This is a genomic window from Terriglobia bacterium (assembly GCA_020072815.1).
GTDB lineage: Bacteria > Acidobacteriota > Terriglobia > Terriglobales > Acidobacteriaceae > Angelobacter.
The window spans coordinates 381,625-399,986 of record JAIQGE010000001.1 but is presented as its reverse complement, the minus strand read 5'-3'; the positions used below and the strand labels follow the sequence as shown (position 1 = coordinate 399,986).

The 18,362-nt window shown below is 59.4% G+C and carries 16 protein-coding genes; 5 read left to right on the top strand and 11 right to left on the bottom strand.

The window, feature by feature from the left end:
• Positions 1-107 precede the first annotated feature (107 nt).
• From LAO20_01695 to LAO20_01675, 5 genes are read right to left on the bottom strand one after another with little or no spacing between them, the layout of a single operon-like run.
• Positions 108-872 carry an enoyl-CoA hydratase gene (locus LAO20_01695; GenBank protein ID MBZ5530120.1) on the bottom strand — a complete coding sequence of 255 codons (765 nt, stop codon included), beginning with the start codon at positions 870-872 and terminating at the stop codon, positions 108-110.
• A 39-nt stretch (positions 873-911) separates the two neighbouring features.
• Entirely contained in the window at positions 912-1,763 is an 852-nt protein-coding gene (gene ccsA, locus LAO20_01690; protein MBZ5530119.1) for a cytochrome c biogenesis protein CcsA, read from the bottom strand.
• Positions 1,760-2,434, bottom strand: coding sequence for a heme exporter protein CcmB (locus LAO20_01685; protein MBZ5530118.1), 675 nt, complete (start codon positions 2,432-2,434; stop codon positions 1,760-1,762). Before LAO20_01685 ends, ccsA begins: the two co-directional genes overlap by 4 nt.
• Positions 2,431-3,093: an ABC transporter ATP-binding protein gene (locus tag LAO20_01680; GenBank protein ID MBZ5530117.1), complete on the bottom strand. Its 663-nt coding sequence runs from the start codon at positions 3,091-3,093 to the stop codon at positions 2,431-2,433. Before LAO20_01680 ends, LAO20_01685 begins: the two co-directional genes overlap by 4 nt.
• A 9-nt stretch (positions 3,094-3,102) precedes the next feature.
• Complete coding sequence (locus tag LAO20_01675) at positions 3,103-3,537, bottom strand: cytochrome c maturation protein CcmE (GenBank protein MBZ5530116.1); 435 nt, start codon at positions 3,535-3,537, stop codon at positions 3,103-3,105.
• Between the two features lie 128 nt (positions 3,538-3,665).
• Between LAO20_01675 and thiC the strand changes: the two genes are divergently transcribed.
• Positions 3,666-5,120 carry a phosphomethylpyrimidine synthase ThiC gene (gene thiC / locus LAO20_01670; protein ID MBZ5530115.1) on the top strand — a complete coding sequence of 485 codons (1,455 nt, stop codon included), beginning with the start codon at positions 3,666-3,668 and terminating at the stop codon, positions 5,118-5,120.
• A gap of 123 nt (positions 5,121-5,243) precedes the next feature.
• Here the strand turns inward: thiC and LAO20_01665 are convergent, their stop codons facing one another.
• The 4 genes from LAO20_01665 to LAO20_01650 form a co-directional block, all read right to left on the bottom strand.
• Positions 5,244-6,500 (bottom strand): hypothetical protein, encoded by a 1,257-nt coding sequence (locus tag LAO20_01665; protein MBZ5530114.1) that lies wholly within the window; start codon positions 6,498-6,500, stop codon positions 5,244-5,246.
• A 150-nt stretch (positions 6,501-6,650) separates the two neighbouring features.
• Positions 6,651-6,842: a hypothetical protein gene (locus tag LAO20_01660; GenBank protein MBZ5530113.1), complete on the bottom strand. Its 192-nt coding sequence runs from the start codon at positions 6,840-6,842 to the stop codon at positions 6,651-6,653.
• Positions 6,843-7,227: 385 nt separating this feature from the next.
• Positions 7,228-8,589 carry a hypothetical protein gene (locus tag LAO20_01655; GenBank protein MBZ5530112.1) on the bottom strand — a complete coding sequence of 454 codons (1,362 nt, stop codon included), beginning with the start codon at positions 8,587-8,589 and terminating at the stop codon, positions 7,228-7,230.
• Positions 8,590-8,692: 103 nt separating this feature from the next.
• Positions 8,693-11,509 carry a carboxypeptidase regulatory-like domain-containing protein gene (locus LAO20_01650; protein MBZ5530111.1) on the bottom strand — a complete coding sequence of 939 codons (2,817 nt, stop codon included), beginning with the start codon at positions 11,507-11,509 and terminating at the stop codon, positions 8,693-8,695.
• A 499-nt stretch (positions 11,510-12,008) separates the two neighbouring features.
• Between LAO20_01650 and LAO20_01645 the strand changes: the two genes are divergently transcribed.
• Positions 12,009-12,374: an energy transducer TonB gene (locus LAO20_01645; protein MBZ5530110.1), complete on the top strand. Its 366-nt coding sequence runs from the start codon at positions 12,009-12,011 to the stop codon at positions 12,372-12,374.
• 164 nt (positions 12,375-12,538) lie between these two features.
• On the opposite strand, the gene LAO20_01640 is transcribed toward LAO20_01645, so the two are convergent.
• Positions 12,539-14,683 (bottom strand): M28 family metallopeptidase, encoded by a 2,145-nt coding sequence (locus LAO20_01640; GenBank protein MBZ5530109.1) that lies wholly within the window; start codon positions 14,681-14,683, stop codon positions 12,539-12,541.
• Between the two features lie 135 nt (positions 14,684-14,818).
• On the opposite strand from LAO20_01640, the gene LAO20_01635 reads away from it, so the two are divergent.
• From LAO20_01635 to LAO20_01625, 3 genes are all read left to right on the top strand, one after another.
• On the top strand, positions 14,819-16,162 hold the full coding sequence (locus LAO20_01635) for an MFS transporter (GenBank protein ID MBZ5530108.1): 1,344 nt from the start codon (positions 14,819-14,821) through the stop codon (positions 16,160-16,162).
• Between the two features lie 92 nt (positions 16,163-16,254).
• Positions 16,255-16,674, top strand: a complete 420-nt coding sequence (locus LAO20_01630; GenBank protein ID MBZ5530107.1) for a DUF1801 domain-containing protein — start codon at positions 16,255-16,257, stop codon at positions 16,672-16,674.
• 98 nt (positions 16,675-16,772) lie between these two features.
• A complete protein-coding gene (locus LAO20_01625) occupies positions 16,773-17,741 on the top strand; it encodes an alpha/beta hydrolase (GenBank protein MBZ5530106.1) in 969 nt (322 codons plus the stop codon).
• Between the two features lie 4 nt (positions 17,742-17,745).
• Here LAO20_01625 and LAO20_01620 read toward each other — a convergent pair whose 3' ends face one another.
• Complete coding sequence (locus tag LAO20_01620; GenBank protein ID MBZ5530105.1) at positions 17,746-18,297, bottom strand: hypothetical protein; 552 nt, start codon at positions 18,295-18,297, stop codon at positions 17,746-17,748.
• Between the last annotated feature and the right edge of the window lie 65 nt (positions 18,298-18,362).

Below are 18,362 nucleotides of genomic sequence, written 5' to 3'. Positions count from 1 at the left end.
GCCACTTCGCCAAATTTTTAATCTCGGTGTTCCTCTGTGCCCTCTGTGGTTCCGGTTTTGTCCCGTTCTGATCCGTGTCATCAGTGTCAATCAGTGGTGGGCCGTTCTTAGAACTTGGAAAAATCCGGTTTGCGCCGTTGCATGAACGCCGACATAGCTTCGCGGGCCTCCGGCGCCTGCAGCAGCTCCGCGAACTGCTGTCCTTCGCGCGACATGGTTTCGGCAATCGCGTTCGCCTGGCCGCGCTTGAGCAGCGACTTGGTCACGCGCAACGCTGCCGGAGGTTTTTCCGCGAGTCGCTGTGCATTGCCCAGGGCGGCGGCGGCGAGTTCGCCATCGAGATAGACTTCATTCACCAGTCCCCAGTCGCGCGCCGTGGTGGCGCTGAAGGGCTCGCCAAAGAACATGAGTTCCGCGGCGCGGTGGAGCCCCATCTGCGCCGGCAGAATCAGGCTGGAAGCCGCCTCCGGACAAAGGCCCAGGTTCACGAATGGAAGTTGGAAGCGGGCACTGGCCGCCGCGTACACCAGATCGCAGTGCAGCAGCATGGTGGTGCCGATCCCCACGGCCACTCCGCCCACGGCCGCCACCACCGGTTTGTGGGTCCCGGCCAGTACCTGGAGAAATTGCACGGCCACGCTGGGCTCGCCCGGCTTGGCGGTGGCAAAATCCATCAGGTCGTTGCCGGCGGTGAAGCAGTCCGCGGTGCCGGTAAGCAGCACCACGCGCACGGTGGTGTCAGACTCCGCCTTGCGCAGGGCGTCGGTCATGGCCAGGTACATGGCCTGGGTCAAAGCGTTCTTTTTTTCAGGACGATTCAAGCGAATCGTCTGCACCTGGTTCTTGATTTCCACCAAAACCTGGTTTGACATAAAAGCTCCCGGAAGGGCCCAAGTTGGATTCACCAGTCTCTACACCACCCGCATCTCCGCTTCTTCCTTTTTCAGCCGGCCCAGCTTGGTCATCAGGAACACCAGGTAGATGGCGTAGACGCCCCACGCCGCGAAGTAGCCGGAGTAGAGATACACGTGCGGATTGATTTTGTGCGGGACCTGGAACAGCGCCACGGCCGGTAGCAGCGCGAAGGCCGTGCCGCGCGCGGCCCGCTGGATGTGCGCCGCGGAGATCTTCTGCGCCGTCCGCTCCATTTCATAGCGGAACCAGGCGATCAGCAGCCCAAAGATCAGAAACGCAAACATGTTGAAGAACAGGATCTTCTGCATCCGCGGGTCAAGGGCGGGCGTGCCGATCATCGGCTGCGGATGGTTGGTCCTGAACCAGCGGTTGGCCATGTACACGATGGGCACATCAATGTACGCAAAGATCGCCAGCGCCGCCGCCAGCACGGCCGTTGACCCGGCTTCCGAAGACCGGCGCAAGATCAGGTAGCTCATATAGAGCAGCCACAGGATCAGCGTGGTGGTCAGACGCATGTCCCAGACCCACCAGGTGCCCCAGGCGTAGCGCGCCCATATAGGGCCGGTGACCAACACCACGGTGCAGAAGACCACGCCCACTTCCGCGGTGGAGATGGCCCAGGCGTCGGCCTTGGTGCTGCGCTTCCACAAGAACATGACCGAGGCCACAAAGTTCAGTGTGAATAGTGAGAAGCCCGTAGTGGCCCCAGGCACGTGGCAATAGAAGATCCGCTGGACGTCGCCCATGGTGGCTTCGGTGGGCGCAACCACCAGGCCCAGGTAGGTGCCGTAGGCCAGCAGGCCGGCGTCAATCGCCAGAAACAGGAAAAAGAGTTTTGATTTCATTCTGCGTTTAAGACTATTTCAAATAACAGAAAACAGGCTGTGGTATATATCACACAAAAGCCCGCCAGGAATTTTACATAAGCCCAGGGCGAACCATCACCGTTAAGAACAATGCTGGTGGCCTCCACCATGGAATATACCGCCGGAAGCGAGATAGGCAACAGCAGCAAGGGCAGCATCAGCTCGCGGTTTTTCGTTCGGATGGACATGGCGGCAAAAAACGTGCCGTTCACCACCAGGGCCCAGGTGCCCAGCAGGAAAATCAGCGCAAGTTGCCACAGCGGCCCGCCGGACTTGAGGTTGTAAAAGATCACAAACAGCGGGGCCATCACGCATTCCAGCAACATCATCAGAATATAGTTGCCCAGACATTTTCCCAGGAAGAGCGCCTCGGCCGGCGCGGGGGAGACGCGGTAGGCGTCCAGGACGCCGTTGCGCAATTCGCGCGCCCAGGACTGGTTGAGCGCCATGGTGGAGGAAAACAGAAACGCGATCCAGATGAGCCCGCCCATCACCGGACGGGAATCCTGCTGGTCGAAAGCAAAGCTGAACACCACCACCACCAGCAGGGCGAAGAACAGCATGGCGTTGAAAACGTCGCGCGAGCGCCACTCCAACTGCAGGTCTTTGCGGACGTTCACCGCCGTCAGCTTGCTGATGGAAAGGCTCATGGGCGCGCCTGCTGCATTACGCCGCGGCCTTCCAACTGGCCGTGGGAGAGGAGGATGTATTCGTCGGCCAGGCTGGCCAGCAGTCCCACCTGGTGGGTGACCAGCACAATGGTCTTGCCTTCATCGCGCATGGAAGCCAGCAGCTTGGCAATGGCCAGGGCGGATTCAGGATCAACGTTGGAAAAAGGTTCGTCCAGCAAGAGAAGGTCGGGGGAATGAAAAATCGCGCGGGCCAGGGACAGCCGCTGGCGCATGCCCTGCGAATACTGCCCGATGCGGCGATCCAGCGCGGGATCAAGCCCCACGCGGCGCATGGCGCCGGCCAGAGGTTCGTCAGAGCTGATGCCATACAATTTGGCGAAGAAGCGCAGGTTCTCCATGCCGGAAAGCTCGTCATAGAGCAGCGGAGCGTGGGCCATGTAGCCCAGGTGGGAAAGGGCCTGCTTGTTTTCGATCCCGAAGATCAGGATGGAGCCTTCGGTCGGCTCATTGAGCCCGGCGATCATCCGCAGCAAGGTGGACTTACCCGCGCCGTTTTCGCCGCGCAACACGTAGAACTTCCCCGGCTGCAAGTCCAGAGAGACACTTCTTACCGCCGCGGTGCGGCCATAGACTTTGGAAACGTTCTTGACTTGGACGGGGGGAGCGTCGGGGTTCAGCGGCTGACCTCAGAGGCCTTTTTTATTGGCTTCGCTTTGTGCCTTTTCCATGTCCTCATACTTGGACGCGCACTTGGCCTGGACTTCCGTGGCGTGGAAAGTGCCATCGCGGCCCAGCTGGCCGATCACCAGCGCCTGGGCGTGGTCCTTGAAGGTGTCGGGCGGCGGTTCCATGCCCTTGTAACTTACGGGCACGGTCTGGTCGCCGTCCTCAATCACAAATTCCGCATGGGAGCCGTTTCTCTGGATGGAGCCGGGCTTCACAAATCCTTCCACACGCAGGCGCCGGGCATAGGCGGCATCGCCCATTGCGCGCATCTCTTTGATCTTGACGTAAAAGCTCTTGCTTTCGTTGACGCCGGTCCAGGCCAGATAGCCCAGGGAAAGCACAATAATGGCGACAGCCGCGCCAAACTTGAAGAATTTGCTCTTTGATTGCGACATATACCTATTCAAAGGGTAGCCCGGAGTGCAGGCTGGGTCAAGGGGGCGGGGCCGGTGGTGTGACGTTCGTCACTCCACTCCTTGTAGGGGCGTATAATGAAGGTTTTCAAGAGCAAAGGCGGACCCCAATGAGCGGAAGCAACGGCCAGAACGGCACCCAGCAGACACCCAAGCCTCGCGCGGAATGGATTGCCCGGCGCAAGGCGGAAGCAGCCCGCAGCGGCGATGGCAACTTCTCCCAGATGCACTTTGCCCGCAAAGGGCTGGTCACGGAAGAAATGGTGTACGTGGCGGAACGGGAAAAGATCACGCCCGAGCACGTGCGCGGCGAAGTGGCTGCCGGGCGGATGATCATCCCCGCCAACATCAACCATCCTGAGCTGGAGCCCATGGCCATTGGCGTGGAGTCACTGTGCAAGATCAACGCCAACATCGGCAACTCTTCCATTACCTCCAACGTGGATGAGGAGTTGAAGAAGCTGCATACCGCCGTCCACTTTGGCGCCGACACGGTCATGGACCTTTCCACCGGCGGCGGCATCCATGAGATACGCGAAGAAATTCTCCGCCACTCGCCCGTGCCCATTGGCACGGTGCCGATTTATGAGGCCGTCTCGCGGGTGAAGCGCATAGAGGATTTGTCCATCGGCCTGATGCTGGAAGTGATTGAAGAACAGGCGCAGCAGGGCGTGGACTACATGACCATCCATGCCGGCGTGCTGGTGCAGTATCTGCCGCTGGTGGCCAAGCGAATCACGGGCATCGTGAGCCGGGGCGGCGCCATCCTGGGCCAGTGGATGGCCCATCACCACAAGCAGAACTTCCTGTACGAAAATTTTGACGACATCACCAAGGTCCTGAAGAAGTATGACGTATCTTACTCGCTGGGTGACGGTTTGCGTCCCGGCTGCATCGCTGACGCCAGCGACGAAGCCCAGTTCGCCGAGCTGCGCACCCTGGGCGAGCTGACCAAGCGGGCCTGGGAGCATGACGTCCAGGTGATGATTGAGGGCCCCGGCCACGTGCCGCTGGACAAGATCAAGGAGCAGGTGGACAAGGAAGTGGAGTGGTGCTACGGCGCGCCGTTCTACACCCTGGGTCCGCTGGTCACTGACATCGCTCCCGGCTACGACCACATTACGTCAGCCATTGGCGCGGCCCTGATCGGCTGGCACGGTGCTTCCATGCTGTGCTACGTCACCCCCAAAGAACACCTGGGGCTGCCCAACGAGAAGGACGTGAAAGACGGGATCATCGCCTACAAGATCGCCGCGCACGCGGCCGACATCGCGCGGCATCGCCCCGGCGCGCAGGACCGCGACAACGCCCTCAGCTATGCGCGCTACACCTTCGACTGGGACAAGCAGTTTGAGCTGTCGCTCGACCCTGAAACCGCGCGCTCCATGCACGACGAGACGCTATCGGACGACTACTACAAAGAGGCCAAGTTCTGTTCCATGTGCGGACCCAAATTCTGTTCGATGAACTACTCGCAGAAAGTGGACGAGTTCAATAAGCAGGTTTACGGCGTGGAGAAGAAAGATTATTCGCAGTTGGTGGAGAAGATCACGGCGGGAAAATAAGCAATTAGCAATTGGCAAATAGCAATTGGCCAAACCGGAAACGCAGCCTTCGTCGTTTCACGGTTGGAGCTAAATTGGATGCAGCCTTGGCTGTTTGCCAACTGCTAATTGCCAGTTGCTCCTTCAGTTCTGCAAATCTGAAATCCTTCTAAGTTGCGGCTGCGCGTTCAGCGCGGCAGGCTTGGCCTGCGTCGGGAAACGGCTGGCCAGGCTCGCCGCCGGGTATTGGCGGATGGTCACATCCGCGCCCAGGCGACGCACCGTGATCTTGTTCGCAGCCGTCTCTGTGCCTGCGTTCCGGGCCGCGACTTCGCGCCTAAAAGGGCTGGGCCGGGAAGCCTTTGCGGTCTTGCCGGAGTTCACCGCGGCTCCGCTGGTCTGCCCGATTGTTCCGGCGGGATGATCCAGTTTGGCAAGCTGGGGCGTGGAACGCAGGGTAACCAAGGCCAACCCGACGACCAGGAGAGATCCCAGGGCGGCTACGCCGGCAAAAACATATTCCGGTTTCAGACTGAATCTGCGCCAAACATCGCGCGAGAAAGCTGCGATGGGCGCGCGCACCACCGGCCGGGCTTCCGGCACCGGCTCGACTTTTGGTTCCAGATCAAATTCCGGACCAAATTCAGGAATTTCCGCTTCGGCCTCCTGGTACGCGACGACCGGCCTTGCCGCCTCGTCACCGCGCTCATTCAGCAACTGTTGCAGCCGCTCGGCGGCAGCTTCGCGCGCTGCCTGAAGTTCCGCGGCGCGTTCCTGCGCCTGCGCTTGCCGGGCCTGCAATGCCAACTGGCGCTGGCGGCGGCCTTCGCGCACGCGCTCCACGCCGAGATTGATCTGCTCGCGGCAGCTTTGCGCGACTCGATGCGCCAGGGCCGGAAGCGCCGCAATCCATCTTGGCAAGGCGGACCCGGGACCGGCCGCCGCTCGATCTTCGCCGACTGTGACTGGCTCCTGGGTGAAGGACTCAGCTTCCCGCATGTTCACAATTTCCGGGACGCTGTCGAACTGGGCGTCGGAATCGCTGGAATCGCTCAGGATGGCTACCGGCGGCATTTCCGGCATGACCACCGGGGACTGGGAAAACGCGGGCGCATCCACCGGAACGTCAACGACGGGCAGGTTCATCGAGGACATAGCCAGGGGCTTGTTGGCCTCTGCCAGGGCGGTGGTATCGGGGACAAACTCTGTGATGAGTTCATCGGAGTAGGTGGGCGACTCGGCCAGGCGAAGGAATTCAAGATCAATTTCCAGGTCTTTGTCCTTGCGCACCGGCGGCTGGTCCGCCACCACCACTTCCACGGTGTAGCCCTGGCGGCGCAGTTCTTCCGATAGAGATATAGCTGCTTCCGGGCGACGGGTAAAAATGCGGGCCACTGCCATAACAGAACTCCAAGGGCCAGGAACATTCAGACTTTTGACGAGCCTACCGCCCAGGCGGACCTTCGGGCGCCTGGCTGGTTTTAAGACAAAGAGTGGCGTGGATACTGAACCTGATTCTACGCGGAGGGGCTTGCGGAAGGGAAGGGGATTTTAGTTAACTTCAGCGAAATCCATGCCTTCAGCAAACTGTAACCCGGCGATCTGCCGCGCATGAAACTGTACTTCCAGATACGCCCTCAGAATAGCAATATGGATGGATTCGCGTTCCGCCGGGTTCTTGCATTCCGTCCGAATGCGGTCCAGTTCCATGTAGCGGTCGTGCGCTTCTACGAATCTGTTCACTATCGTGTTCATATTTGTAATAGTTCTAGTTCTGAGCATTAAGGCGAATCACTCAAAGACCTTAGAACCCTCCTTGGTTTCATCTAGGCCAGTAACGTTACTTGGATAACGTTACTTGTCTGCTTTTTGTGCGCTTCCGCTCCGCGAAAAATCTCTCCAGCGCTTGAACATCACTGGCGATTGAAATTTTTCGCTCGGCTCATCACTGGAGGATTGTCACTCTGGGAGTGTGAGAAAGATGTGAGTGCTATCACACGTCAAGGGTGTGACGGCCATCACACATGGAAGAGTGAAGTGAGGATGGGGAGAGGCGCATGGGGCGCCGCGCCTCTCCCATGATCAGCACCGTGGCCATGACACCACGGCCTGCGCGTAAAAGCGAGGGCTAACGGTCGTCGCGGTCGTGGTCTTCGTCGGCTCCATTGCTGATGGCCACAATCTCGCGGTTGCCGCGCAGCGGAACGCGGCCGATGTTGCGGTAATCGCTGCGATCATCATTGGGCCTTGGGGTGTGGTATCCGGCAAAATGCAGGATGCCGCCCTTTTCGCCGCTCAAGGTAAATGACGGGCTGTACACGCGGCCTTCAAACCAGCCCAGCGTGTTGCCGACCACCGGCGTCTGCGCGGGGACGGTCACGCTGGCGCCGTTGAAAATCACGGTGACCGGCGCGATGGAAGCGATGGGGTTCTGGATGCCGTTGATCACCGTCCAGTTGCGCAGGTCCGTGGATTCAGCGTAGCCCAGGAAGTGGAATGCATCAGAGTCGCCGTCCAGGCAGTTGCCCCCGGAGAAAAACAAGCCCCATTTGCCATCGGACAACTTCAAGATTGTCCCGCGAGGGCCAACGTAACGGATGTCCGTGGGGCCAACAGCGGCCGGGTTATTCAGCCCGTTGATGGGCCCTAGGTCAGTAAAGTTGATGCCGTCTGTGGTTGAAGCCATGCGTGGAATGACGATGTCATGGCTGGCGGCCGGCTCCTTGAAGATCACCGGCTTGCCGCACTGCTGCGCCGCGGGCAGGGCCGTGGGGCCAGTCTGGTCTCCGTTCAGTATTTTCTGGAGATAAAAAATGGTCTTGGGAGTCACGCCCGGTATCTCGGCGATGATCCCGTCCGGATTCAGCAGTCCGGTGGTATGCAGCGGAGTTTCCAGCGTGGCCGGCACGGGATTGAGAGGCGCTCCCGGCTCCGGGGTCAATTTGTGGACCACCATTCCAACCTTGTCCACGTTGGCGGGTGCGCGGTCAAGATTGTAAAGGAACGTTTCACCGTTCACTTTCATGGAATAGCTGTGGCCCAGTCCGTTGTCATTGCCGATATCCACCAGATCGCTGGCCGGGCAGATGCCTTTGTTGAGTTCAAGAACTTCCTGTTCGAACTGCCAGGTCAGCCCGCCGTCTTTGGTGGAGGCAGCCACCACGGCTTCGTTGCTGGTCCGGGGACGATAGTCAAAGATTCCGTGCAAGTTTTTCCCGGAGCCGGTGACAAAAGGAAAGTAATAGGGCGCCATGCGCTCGGTGCCGGGGTTCCGCTGAGGCACGCCGTTGACGCAGTAGCCGGCAGAGGGGGCCGCGTTGCTGGACCCGGTCTGTTGCAGAGTCCAGGGGCCGCCGGTGATATGGGACTGGACAGGAACGCTGCCGGCCTTCCATACATCCGCAGACTGGGCCCAAATCGGGAGCGCCTGAAGGGCCACGATGGCAACGAGAGAAATCAATACTGTAAAGAACAGCTTACGTTGATTCACAAGTATCTCCTTGTTATTCGCAGCGCCCAGGGGCCCGCGGTGATTTGTTTCCTGCCAAAAAGGCAGAAGTCATCGCCTCTTCCAAAGAAAAATAGATGGGGAGTTAAAAGCTATAGCGTGCTCCCAATTGCACCTGGCGCGGCCCGCCAAACCTGGTGGTGAACGGCGCAAACAGGGCTTGCCCGGCCGTGGGGTTGGGCGTGGCAGCGTTTCCAAACAAGCTGACCGCGTCAGGCCCGTAACCCTTGTTGGTGTTGTGGGTGACGTTGAAGAATTCCCCGAACGTCTCCAGCCTGGACTTTTCACTCACGTGAAACGACTTCAGAATGCGCAGGTTGAGATCAGAAAATGGCGCGCCGCGCATGCTGTTGCGTCCGGCGACGTGGCCGTTGATGATGGCGCGGTCATTGTCGTCATTGCCGTCGTTTTGCGTGTCAAACCCGATGGTGGGAGTGAAAGGGGTGGCCGAGCGCGTAAGCGCAATGGCGCTCAAGGAAAACCCACGCCACAGGTCCAGAATGCCGCTGATGCGAAAGTTATTCCGGACGTCGTTCTTCGACCAGCCGGCGTCCAGCTCGGGCAGAAGCGGGTCCAGGGCGCCTTCGCGATTGAAGACGCGCTCCCCGGATTCGTCATCGCGGTTCCACGCCAGGGTGTAGCCGGCCTGGAATTGCAGTCGCCGGTTCATGCGGTGGTTCACGGCAAAATCAAACGCGTCATAGCGAGAGTGGGCTTCCGACTCATTGATGGACAAAGGGCCGATCGCCGGGTTAGGCCGCACCAGCGGGAAAATAGGCATCCCGGTGGCGTCGAACGTTGCCGGGAAGAGGTTCTTGTCCAGCCTGCGCTGCAAGCCCCAGGTGGAGTTTCGCGTGTAGCCGCCGGAAACCGTCCAGGCGTCGCTGAACGTGGATTCCATGCTGGCGCTGGCCTGGAAGGAACGCGGGTTGTGGAAGTCGGGTGAGAATCCGATTACCTTTGCCGGGGCGGCGTTGATGCCCGCCGGCAGCACGGTCAACGGATTCGGGAACTGCACGAAGTTAAGAACATTTTTGTCGAACTTGCTATCGAGCACGGACGTGACCAGAAAATTGTCGGTAAACATGCGCTGGAACAAGTTGGCCGGCGTGCGCGCATCGTAAAGTCCCGCCGAAGCCCGGATCACTGTGGTGCCGCGGCCCTTGGGGTCCCAGGAAAGGCCCAGACGCGGCTGCCACATGGCCAGGTCATTGGGGATGCGCGTGGTCTGCGGTATGGCTGGATTGGGATTGGTTGGCTGCGGGTTCCACTGGCCGTCCCAGCGGAAGCCGGCGTTGACCGTAAGGTTTCTTGCCAGAGTGAATTTGTCCTGCACGAACAAGCCCAACTCCTGCTGCGTGCCGCGGTACATAAGACTGTTGGGATCTCCGTTGGTGGGGACCGTTCCCCTATAGCGGGCGATCTTGCCAATGTTGAAGTCAGCCAAGGACTTGAAGTCATACCGGCCGGCCATGAAGGTTTCACGCTGCTGTTTCGCCGGCGTCAGGTTGCCGTCCACGCCGAAGCGCATGGAGTGGCGGCCTTTGGTGACGCTCACATTGTCAGTAACTTCATAGCGCGAGTTGTCGAACAGGCGCGGATGGGTGACCTCGCTGCCGAACGTGCCCACTCCGGTAATCACCACCATGGATGACTGGCTGTTGGGCTGTTCGAACCTGTGGTCCGTCGCGAACTGCCCGCGCAGTTCGTTGAGCAGAGAAGAGGTGAAAGCGGAAACCAGGCTGCCTTTTACCGCCGCGCTGGAGCCTTGGCGGTCAAAGTTCGTTGACTCGGCAATATCATTGGTGCGCGGCGATAAAGCAAAGTTCTTCGCGTCCAGGGTTACGTAGTTGAGGTCCAGGTTCACCATGTGCTTGGAAGTCAACGAGTGGTCCATCCGGGTGAAGGCCGAAAACGTGTTGTTGGTGCCTTCCTGCTCTCCTTCCAGGCCGGCCAGGATGGCGGGCAGCGTTACGCCGGCGGGCTGGGGCTGGAACTTGACGACAAAAGGCAGGTTCAAGTCGTTCTGCTCGACCGCGGCAAATAAGAATGTCCGGTCTTTCTTGATGGGGCCGCCCACGGAACCGCCGAACTGATGCTGGATGTTTAGGGCCGGGTTGCCGAAGGCGTCCGGGGAGGTGAGGTTGGCATTGCGGTTCATGTAGAACCCCTCGCCGTGCCAGTTGTTGGTGCCGGATTTGGTCACCGCATTGATAAATCCGGCGTTGGTCCTTCCGACTTCAGCGTCAGCTCCGGCGCGGACTACTTGAAATTCGCGCACCGCCGCCAAGGGGAAGAAGAACACCGGATCATTGCCGCCACGCTGGTTTCCTTGCAGCGGATCATTAAAGTCCGCGCCATCAATGGAGACATTGGAATTGATGGACCGCTGTCCGGAAATGACCAGGCCGTTGCGGTCTGATTCCTGGAAGATGTCCGCCGTGAGCTGGACAAAGTCCGGGAAGGAGCGCCCGCGGATGGGCGCCGTCGCGACCGACCGGAGAGAGACACTCGATGAGCTGGAAACTTCCCGGGTGTCAATCGGGCTTTCCGTGTTCATCACCATGGTCTGCGTCTGCTTCCCGTCGCTCGCCTGCTCGCTGGCGGAGTTGAGGGCCAGCGCCGTGGTGCGGGTCCGGCCCACAGTGACAACGGCCTCCACCTCCGGCGTTTTCAGCTCCGCTTTCTTGGCCTGAACAAAGTAAAGGCCGACGGGGAGCGCCGTTGCAACGAACTGCCCCGCGTCGTCACTCTGCATCTCCCGAACATAACCGGTTTCCGCATTGCGCACCCTGACCACGGCAGCGGCAGCAGGTTTGCCGTCCGCGGTGATTACCGTGCCGCGCAAGGCGCCTGCGCCCGCATCCGACTGCGCAAACACGAACTGGCTAAACAACAGCACGAGCAGAAGTGCTGACCAAAGTACGGCATTTCGACGGGAAAATAATTCTTGCGACATTGCTTCATTCCTTCACTTTGCTAGGTTGTCTTCAAAGTCCAATGCGCTCCCATGCGCTTAACTTTTTGTCATCAATCCAAACCCAATCGAAGTTGGCTGGTGTGTGAAATGGACTTCAAATCCGGGGGATGGGAGAATCACACAAGCGACAGGGGCGATTATCTATAGTTCACCATAAGAGTGAAAGTTACGTGGGTGTCATTACTGGCATCACTGCTGTGATGATCAGCGAAGTTTCAAGAGATGAGAAACTCTTAACTTGCGAAAGGAATAACTACGCGCTTGTTCGGTTTTCGGAAATTGTAACTAGCCATAATCACAATGAGTGACAAAAGGACAGAGTAAATCCATCTATCGTCACCTATCGCATCTGCTTGCGTTGATAGTATTCTTCCGCACGTAGTTGATCACGGACACAGAGATCTGCAATCAAAATAGACCGATGAACATCTGCTCTGCAACAAAACGGCTGCATCCGTTGAAAGTGGCGCTTTTTCTCGTGGCGGGAGTACTTCTCCTGGGCCTCATGGCAATGCCGGCAGCAGGCCTGCAAGGGCAGACGCAAGGCCCGCTGCGCAAAGTCAAGTTGAGCCCGCCGCCGGAATACCCGGAACTCGCGCGAAAGATGAGCATTCAAGGTGTGGCCCGAGTATTGGTGTGGGTCAATCCTGATGGCAAGGTCGCAGACGTTAAGGAACTCGGCGGAAATCCGGTTTTGGTGGCGGCCTTGGTTCAGGCGGTCAAGAAGTGGCGCTACGAAGCGGCCGACAAACAGACTACCATCGAAGTAAGATTTGAGTTCAAATAAGCCCTCGCTTAGGCTTTAGAGTCGGACTAGTTCTCTCCCGTCGCCAAGCAAGAGCCGAGCAGGTAGCTACCCATTACAAATCACATAACATAAGTGATATTGGAAACAGCCCGGCCTGTTCACAGAAGGCGCGGGCTGTTCTGTTTTCATTCCGAGGGCCTTTCTTACGGCTTGTAGTTTTCCAGGACACCGGCTGCGCGGTTCAGCGCGTCGGTCAGCGCTTCCAGTTGTTCCGTGGCGCGTTGCGCATTCTTGGCGTCAACGGCTTCATTCACCCCGGGGATGACCACGGCGGCGTATCCGGTGTACTGCCCGGGAGCGTAAATCGCGTGGCGAAACCACGGGCGGTCCGGCAGTCCTTTCTCCAAAAGCAGCGCGCGCTCCGCGGCGATCAGCGCCTGGTTCAGCTTGGCCGCGTCCGCTGGAGGGTTCTTCTGGATCGCCAATATCTTTGATCCGGCAGCGGTGAAGCGTTTGGCTGCTGCTGCAGCTTTGCCGAAGTCCGGACTGCCGGCCGCCAGCATGGTTTTGGATTTCTCTTGCGCGCGTTCAATGTATGCGCTGATTTCTTTGCCGTACAGTTCGTAGTCGTAGGGCAGGACGTCCGCATCGGACATGTGCAGAGCTTCCAGGCCCAGCACGCGCGCCATCTGCTGCTCATATTCAAAGGTGGGATCGCCAAATTTCTTGAACCAGGCAAAATCGTCAAAGGTGGAATGGTAAACGCCGTACTGGCCGCTGGAAGTCATGTCTGCCGACGGCACGCCGAGATGCTGAATGAAAACGCTGTAGTCAGACCCGCTGCCCAGGTCGCCGACGGGAACATCGGCGTCAACGCGGGCGTTGGGGACGCTTCTGCCGCCACCTTCAGGACGGCGCTCGTTCTGGCGCTCGCGGGCCCGCTCTTTCCACACGTCGTAAACCGTGCCGCCTTTGGGGCTGGGAACGAAGCGGGTTACGTCGCGAATAAATCCTTTTAAGCTGGGTACGGCAGACGCGCCAAAATTCGGGCCGGTCACGGCCACGTCCAGATTGAAGTACGCCACGGCGTGGGCCAGTTCGCTCTCATGGTCTTCGCCCCACTCGGTGCTGCCGATCAGTCCTTCTTCTTCCGCGTCCCAGCTGGCAAAAATAAGCGTGCGATCCGGCTTCCAGCCCTGGTGCAGCAGTTCCTGAATGCCGTGCACCGTCTCCAGCATGGCTGCGGTGCCGCTGTTGGGGTCCACCGCGCCGTAAACCCAGGCATCGCGATGGTTGCCCACCACCACCCACTCGTTGGGATACTTGGCGCCGGTTATTTTGCCGATCACGTTCCAGATGGTCCAGTAGCGGTAGTCCTGCTTGAGATGCATCTTCACTTTCGCCGGCCCTGGACCAACGTGGTAGGTGAAAGGCAGCGCGCCTTGCCACTCGCGCGGTGACTCCGGCCCGCCCAGGCTTTGCAGAATCGGAGTGGCGTCGGCATACGAAATGGGTGTGGTGGGAATTTTCGGCATGCTGGCGGCTTTTTCCGGCGCGATGCGCTTGGACTCCGGCAGGGTTGGAACCGACGCAAACCCCGGAGTGGTGGGATCGCCGGGATACTTGAACATATATTGGATGGACCCGCGCTGCACCCCGGTGTCCGGACGCCACGGGCCCTTGGGATAAGCATCGCCGCGGAAGTAGCCGTCGTCCCAGGGATCGGAGTAGATGATGACGCCGGCGGCGCCGTGCTCTTCCGCCACAAAACTCTTTACCCCGCGGAAATTTTCGCCGTAGCGGACGATCACGATTTTTCCGCGAACATCAATTTTCATTTCCTCCAACTTCTTGAAATCATCCGGGCGGCCGTAGTTGGCGTACACCACCTCGGCTTCCACGTCGCCGGAGGGCGACGAACCGTTGAAGGGCATCAGCACCCGCGGGTCGTCCTGGTATGGATCGCTGCTCACGTGCTCGCGCGTGGGGCCGTTCATCTTCACGTTGGCCGGCGCGGTCAGGGTCACGCTGATCTCGGCTGGGCGGTTCATCCACACCCTGTAGGAGACGGTCTCAGTCTCCAGGCCGCCCACGAAGAATTGCTTGGCAACGTATTCCGCCGTGGCCCTGTCCTCCGCCGAACCGGCGACGTGCGGCACAGCGGTAAGGATCTTCAAGTGCTGTTCCGCGAGCTTGGGATCAGGCACGGCGATGAACTTCTGGTCCCACTGGTGCTGCTTGCTGAAATCGCGGAAGCCAAACACGCGCGGCGTTTCTCCGGGACTTGGCGCGCGGCTTTCCTGGGTTGACTGCGCGAAGGTGGCAAGAACAAGGACCGGCAACAGCAGGGTCAATTTGGCGCGTAGCAAGAGTGTTCTCCTTGAGGTCCGCGGGCCGCGGGAACAAAAAAGCTTACACTATTGAGTAGGATTTATTCGAATGCCGGGCGAGAGGCCCTGCTGAACTTGGGAACGAATACGGAAATGACAGAAGGCAACCCTGGGCCCGCGGCGGCGCCAGCGACGGATGGCGCGCGTTCGTCCCCGATGAACTCTCACATGGATGCGGACGGTGTAGATCTGGCCACCGGCGCCGCGACCGATGAGACCGCCGCCTTCCGCCTGCCGCGCATTGCCCGCGCGCTGCACAACCGCGACTTCCGGCTCTTCTGGATTGGCAACTTTCTCTCCAACATCGGCACCTGGATGCAAAACGTGGCCCTGGGCTGGGTAGTGCTGGAGCGGACCAACTCGGCGTTCTGGCTGGGCGTGGTGGGGTTTGCGTCATCGGCGCCGATTCTGTTGTTCGCTTTGATCGGCGGCGTCATCGCTGACCACGTCAACAACCGCAAACTGCTGATGATCACCCAATCGGCCATGATGGTGTTTGCCTTTACCATGGCGGCGCTGGCCTGGCTGAACGTCATCAATGTGCTGGAAATTATCTTGCTCGCGCTGGGGACGGGCATTGCCATGTCATTGAACACGCCCAGCTACCAGGCGCTGGTTCCCCGGCTGGTCCCGCGGGAAGACCTCACTAACGCCATTGGCCTGAACTCCGCGCAGTTCAACATGTCGCGCGTCCTGGGGCCCACGCTGGGCGGCTTTGCCATGGCCCTGGTGGGCGCTGCGGGAAATTTCTTTCTCAACGGGCTGAGCTTTCTGGCCGTGCTGGTGGCCCTCTCACGCATGGATTATCCGGAGCGCCCGGCGCCCGCGGAAGGCCACTTGTGGGACAAACTGAAACAGGGGTTCGCCTACGTGTTCGGCCATCCCCACATGCAACCTCTGGTGATGATGACGGCGATTGCCAGCCTGCTGGCGGTACCCTACCTGACGTTTATTCCGTACTTTGCCCGCGACGTCCTGCATCGCGGCGTCAGCGGCCTGGGCGTGCTGATGGCCTGTTCGGGCGCGGGATCGTTTTTTGCCGCGGTCACCATCGCCCACACCGGGACCATGCGCCGCCGCGGCGTTTTTGTTTTGCGTTCGGGCATCGGCTTCTTTTGCGCCATCATTGCCTTCACCTTCTCGCACAATTTCTGGTTGTCCGCGCTGCTGCTCATGACCGCGGGCTATTTCATGATCATCATGGTGGCCACGGTCAACGCGCTGCTCCAGCATTTGGCGGAAGACACCATGCGCGGACGGGTGATGAGCATTTACTCCACGGCGTTCCTGGGGCTGCCGCCCATCGGCTGCCTGATTGCCGGATACCTGGTGAAGGTGGTCTCACCGGCCCACGCTATCGCCGGAATGTCGGCCGTGGCGCTGCTGGGCAGCGTGGCGGTGTATGCGACGAAGGTGTCGCTGCGAGAGTTGGATTGAAAATCACATCTCGAACGAAGTGAGAGGTCCCTATCGCAACGAAAAAGCCAAACGTTGGACTTTGAAGTGGAAGTTTTTGTAGCATCGCCCAGATGAGAAAAGCGAAGTCCAGCAAACGCCGTTCTGCTGCCAAAAGCACTCGAGTCGCCCAAAAAACTTCCCCAAAGACTGTTGCTGAATACTCTGCCGGCGTCCCGCAACCCGCCCGCGGCGCTTTGAGCAAGATTCGTGCGGCGATTCGCGCCGTTGTTCCGCCGGAAGCCACCGAAACCATCAGCTATGGGATTCCTGCGTTCAAGCACAAACGGGTACTGGTGTGGTTCGCCGCGTTTTCCGACCACTGCAGTTTGTTCCCGACCGCAGCCGTCATCGAAGCGTTTAAGGACGAGCTGAAAGGCTTCTCCACATCCAAGGGGACCATCCATTTCCCGCTGGAGAAGCCAGTGCCGGTTGCGCTGATCAAGAAACTGGTGAAGGCGCGGGTCGCACAGGAAAAGAGCAAGAAAAAGTGACGAATTGCAAGCGGCGGTGAAGACGTTACGTGGTTCTGCTATCCTCGCTCAATCTCTTCTCCGCGAGGTCACTTGTTTACATGAAGCTGAAGCTGCTGATGGCATCCGCGCCGCTCCTCTGTCTCGCAACACTTTTTCTAAACTCTGCAACACTGTCCGCGCAAGCCGTCGCGCACGCAACGGGCGTCGCTCACACGGAACAGGTTGACATCGGCTATGAGACCTTTGGCAAACTTGGCGCCACGCTTCCGGTGATCGCGGTCAATGGCGGGCCCGGGCTTTCCCACGCCTACATGATGCAGAACGACGTTTGGCAACGCGTCGCCAAAAACCGCCTGGTCGTCTTTTATGACCAGCGTGGCACCGGCGCATCGAAACCTGTTCGCATGCCTACGCCATCGTCCGGTGATTCGGGGGCGTCCGCGGTTTCACAATCTTCTATTTCACAAAATATGGACGCGCAAGTTGCCGACCTGGACGCAGTGCGCCAGTCCCTGGGGCTCGCCAAAGTTGCGTTGGTGGGCGACTCTTACGGCGGGCTGCTGGCCATGGCCTACGCCGCTGCTCACCCTGAGCACGTGGCAAAGCTGGTGCTCTCTGACTCTCCTGGCCCCTCGTGGAAGAGCATTGTGCACGTGTTGCCGGAAGTCTTTCCGGACATCGAAGAACAGAACGAGCAGGAGCGGCAACGGCTCGGTCCTGAGACCGAGGCGGCAGCCCAGGCCGGCCTGCGCAACCACTTCCGCATGATCTTCTATTCTCCGGAGAAACGTGACGCCTACATGAGCCACATGGGCGATCTGGGATACGAGCCGGCGGTTGCCGCAGCCGTGGGAAAAGCCACTGCTGACCTGGACCTCACCGCCAAGCTTGCGGACTTCAAGTTTCCCACGCTGGTCATCACCGGCCGCTATGACATGAATGTTGCGCCGCTCACGGCATGGCGGCTGGCGCACGCGATCCCCGGCGCCAAGCTGGTCATCTTCGAACAAAGCGGGCACCTGCCCTCATATGAGGAGCCGGAAAAATATGTCACGGTGCTGGAAGATTTCCTGAACAGCCGCTGAGCTCTTACTTCAGCTCCGTGATGATGGCGCGCTGTTTTCCACGGACCAGCGTTTCCGTGTGTGTGCGGTCGCGCAGGTTGAACCTGACCGTGCCGGCGGTGTACGCGTTCACGACTTCCTTTCCGTCCGGCGTGGTTGATTTCAGGTCGCCGTCTTCCAGGAACAACACCACCACGTCTTTATCGTGGAAGTGCATTGGCGTGGCCACGCCCGGCTCCCAGGTGTAATCCCACACGATCACGCGTTCGTTTTCCAGGAGCTTCTTCGAGCCCGGCCGCGGAAACCCCAGCGGATATTTGGTGGGATTTGCTATTGGCGCCACCGGATGGTCCTTGAGATCAATGACCAGGGCCCTTCCAGTAATCTTGGGCGGCGTACCTTTAGGCACCCACTCCGCGCTGCCGGAGAACCCAACAACCACGGCATCAACCGTCCGCGCATTTGTGGGCGCATTCGCGTCCCATACGGTAACGCGCTCATTATCAATCGCCGGCTTCAGCCTGGTTTGCACACCGGACTGGAGCAGCATCATGCAGAACAACAGGATATGGACCATGGTGAGCACCTTTCAGATCAATGATGAAGAGTCCTGGTGTAAAGAGGTTCTTGAGGCGAAAATCG